1 protein-coding gene and 1 pseudogene are annotated in these 1256 nt (G+C 34.0%); both read left to right on the plus strand.

What is annotated here, in order from left to right:
• On the plus strand, positions 1-825 hold an 825-nt coding region (locus IG80_RS0111545), incomplete at its 5' end, for a hypothetical protein (RefSeq protein ID WP_232224414.1).
• A 66-nt stretch (positions 826-891) separates the two neighbouring features.
• Positions 892-1256: pseudogene (locus IG80_RS12870) on the plus strand (alpha/beta fold hydrolase); the annotation flags it as partial.

The raw sequence follows: 1256 nt of genomic DNA on the forward strand, positions 1-1256 counted from the left end.
TGTTTTCTTCTAATACAATCTTTAAACTGTTTTGCGTCTGATGCGTTGGAGGAAGAAGAAAAGTGGGAAATGATGATTCCTAAAAAAGAATTTCCCTTGGTTGAAGAGAAAAGGCAAGAAATTAGTCTGAAAGAATTAAAGCATCTATTTCAAGATGGTCTTATAAACCTTCAACAAACCCCGCTCAGTATAGTCCAAAAGTTTCCTTTCGCGAAGAGAACTTTTCGCAAAACTCCTCAACTTCACTTAACCTTTGAGTATGAAGAGTTTAATTGGTTAATATCAAATGATCGAGATAACCAGATATTTCATTTATTTAGAGCTGGGGTTGAATGCTTAAAATACGTTTATGGTCAGCAATTAACATTCTCTTATTCTAAATATAAAGATCATTCTCTGGGGAGCATGATGCATTATTTTTATGATATAGGTATTCAAGGAGAAAATGATCAAATATTTTTTAAATTTAATGCGGTAGAGTGCATTTTTGCATCCACATATGAAGAAATTCTGTCTTATAGTAAACTGTATTCTAGAAAAAAGAGAACTTCAGAAGAGTCCAAGATAGAAAATATTCAAAAAGCGATGTGTCTTTATCAAGTTCCTGTCATTGTTGCTTTATCGTTATCTAATGATCTCAATGAAACCTCTTGTAAAATATTAGTTCTTTATCATTTTGATAATGATACTAAAAATTTTATAGGTAAAGATCTGTACTCAAATAACGAGATAAAAATTCCTTATGTGGCAATTCAATTATTAGCTCTTGAAGCTTGGGTTGGTTATAACTCAACAGATTTCACCTCGCGAAATCAAGGTCTATAAATCTCATTTGATCTCTTCTTACTTTCAAATTAAGCTTACCTTTTAAGATTAAAAAAGAGGCATTAGATGCAGACTTTATTTCCTCCTATTGAACCTTATGATTCAGGTATGCTACAAGTTGATGAAATTCATACAATATACTGGGAGCAATCAGGAAATCCTCAAGGTGTGCCTGTGGTTTTTTTGCACGGCGGGCCGGGGTATGGAGCTTCTCCTAAAAGTCGACAATTTTTTGATCCTGCTCATTACAGAATCGTCGTTTTTGATCAAAGAGGAGCAGGAAGATCCCAACCACTTGGAGAAATGAAAAACATACAACACCTCTTCTCATTGAAGATATGGAGAAACTAAGAATCCTTTTAGGTATCGATAAATGGATATTATTTGGTGGATCATGGGGAAGCACGCTTGCACTTGCTTATGCTGAGCAT

Origin of the sequence: Candidatus Paracaedibacter symbiosus (assembly GCF_000757605.1) — a bacterium.
In the GTDB taxonomy this organism is placed as follows: Bacteria; Pseudomonadota; Alphaproteobacteria; order Paracaedibacterales; family Paracaedibacteraceae; genus Paracaedibacter_A; species Paracaedibacter_A symbiosus.